Source organism: Streptomyces sp. NPDC001770 (assembly GCF_053596135.1).
Window position 1 is genome coordinate 1 of sequence record NZ_JBSFFN010000098.1, and the last position, 2,380, is coordinate 2,380.

Genomic DNA, 2,380 nt, shown 5'->3' on the forward strand with positions numbered 1-2,380 from the left:
CGGCGCGGGCGAGTGCGCCGATGTGTCCGAACAGGTCCCCTTCCAGGGCGACTTCGATTGTTCCGCCGCGGTGCGTGGCCTGCGCGGGGCGGGGGCGGTCGAGGTTGAGCGTGTGTTCCTCGGGCAGCCCGTCCAGGGTCTCGCGCCAGAAGGCGAGTTCCTGCGAGAGGATGCTTTCGGTGTCTTCGGCGGAGCCGAGTGCCCGCTGCTGCCAGACCGCGTAGTCCGCGTAACGCACCTGGAGCGGCTCCAGCACCTTGTTGCCCTCGACACCCGCGTTCCGTGCCGTGTAGGCGTGGGCGAGGTCCGTGAAGTACACGTTGCCGGACTCGCCGTCCGTGGCGATGTGGTGCAGCACGATCACCAGGTGGTGCGTCGCCTCGTCGAGGCGGAAGAGCATGACGGTAAGGGGGAGTTCGGTGCGGAGGTCGAAGACGTGACGGCCGGCCTCGGCCACGGCTCGGTCCAGTGCGTCCGGCGTCACCTCGCGGTGCTGGATCGCCACCCGGGCCTGTGCGGCGGGGAGGATGCGCTGTCGCGGTTCGCCGTCGACCGTCTCGAACAGGGTTCGCAGGGGCGCATGCCGCTCGACCACGTCGTTCAGTGCCGCATCGAGGGCATCGACGTTCAGCGGGCCCTCCAGGCGCACCGCCATCGGCACGTTGTACGCGGTGCTGCCGCCCTCCAGGTCCGCCAGAAGCCACAGCCGTCGCTGGGCGAAGGACATCGGCGCCGACCCCTCGTCGGGGCCCCCGGTGGCGGACAGCGGAGGCAACGCCGGAAGGCCCTTCTCCGTGCCGACCTTCTCCGCGAGCCGCACCACGGTCGGGTTCTCGAAGACGTCCCGGATCGTCAGTCGAACGCCCAGGGCCTGGGCGATCCGGTTGGTGAGGCGGGCGGCGAGGATGGAATGCCCACCGAGCTGGAAGAAGTCGTCGTCGATCGACGGGTCGGTCCGCGTGTCGAGCGTGCTGGCGAAGAGGCTGGTCAGGGTCTCTTCCAGCAGGTTGCGCGGGGCACGACCGCCCGATGCGACCGCGGTGGGTTCGGGGAGGGCGCGTTTGTCGATTTTGCCGTTGGGGGTGAGGGGGAGTTTGTCGAGGGTGGTGAGGTGGGTGGGGATGAGGTGTTCGGGGAGTCGGGTGGTGAGGTGGCGGCGGATGTCGTCGAGGTCGGCGGTGGGGGTGTTGGTGACGATGTATGCGGCGAGTTGTTTGTGGTGGGTGGTGACGGTGGCTTGGGTGATGTGGGGGTGGGTGAGGAGGGCGGTTTCGATTTCGGCGGGTTCGATGCGGAAGCCGCGGATTTTGATTTGGTTGTCGGCGCGGCCTTGGTAGTGGAGGTTGCCGTGGTGGTCGAAGTGGGCGAGGTCTCCGGTGCGGTAGAGGCGGGTGCCGGGGGGTCCGTAGGGGTTGGGGATGAAGTGGGTGGCGGTGAGTTCGGGGCGGTTGAGGTAGCCGTGGGCGAGGCCGTCGCCGGCTACGTAGAGTTCGCCGGTGGTGCCGGGGGCGCAGAGGCGCAGGGCGGTGTCGAGGATGTAGAGGGGCTTGTTGGTGAGGGGGGTTCCGATGGGGATGGTGGTGTGGGGCTGGGTGGTGGGTTCGATGGTGTGGGTGGTGGCGTAGATCATGGCTTCGGCGGGGCCGTAGCCGTTGATCACGTGGATGCCGGGGTGTGACTGGTGGAGTTTGTGTACGTGTGCGGGGGAGGCGGCTTCTCCGACGGTGTAGGCGGTGGTGACGGTGGTGAAGGTCTCGGGGTGTTCGTCGGTGAGGTAGTTGAAGAGGCTGGCCGACAGCAAAAGGGTGCTGATCTTGTGCTGCTGTGCGAGTTCGGCGATGAGTGCGGGTTCGGGCTTCTGGCCGGGTTGGAGGACGACGCGGGCGCCGTGGAGGAGGGGTCCCCAGAATTCGAGGCTGAAGGCGTCCCAGGAGATGGGTGAGGACTGGAGGAAGATTTCGTCGGGGCTGGTGGGGAGGTAGGTCTGTCCGACGAGGGTGGAGACGAGGTTGCGGTGGGAGGAGAGGATGCCCTTGGGGCGTCCGGTGGAGCCGGAGGTGAACATGACGCAGGCGAGGTCGTCGCCGTGGATGGGCAGGCCGGGGTTGTCCGGGGAGTGGTCCAGGACGTCGTCCGGTCCGTCGACCGACGTCGTCCATGGGCCGGGGAGGCGGTCGGCGAGTGGGGTGCGGGTGACGAGGTGGGTGATGGCGGCTTCGGTGGCGGCGTTGTGGAGTCGTTCGTCGGGGAAGTCGGGGTCGAGGAGTACGTGGCCGGCGCCGGTTTTGAGGACGGCGATCAGGGCGGTGGCGAAGGTGGCGTCGCGCTCCAGGAGGATGCCGGCGAGGTCGCCGCGGCCGAGTCCTTGTGAACGCAGGTG

The 2,380-nt window shown here is 68.4% G+C and carries 1 protein-coding gene; it reads right to left on the reverse strand.

Annotated features, from left to right (window positions below; all coding sequences use genetic code 11):
- The coding region (locus tag ACWCSV_RS34485) for an amino acid adenylation domain-containing protein (protein WP_451149201.1) at window positions 1–2,380 on the reverse strand (2,380 nt) is incomplete at both ends.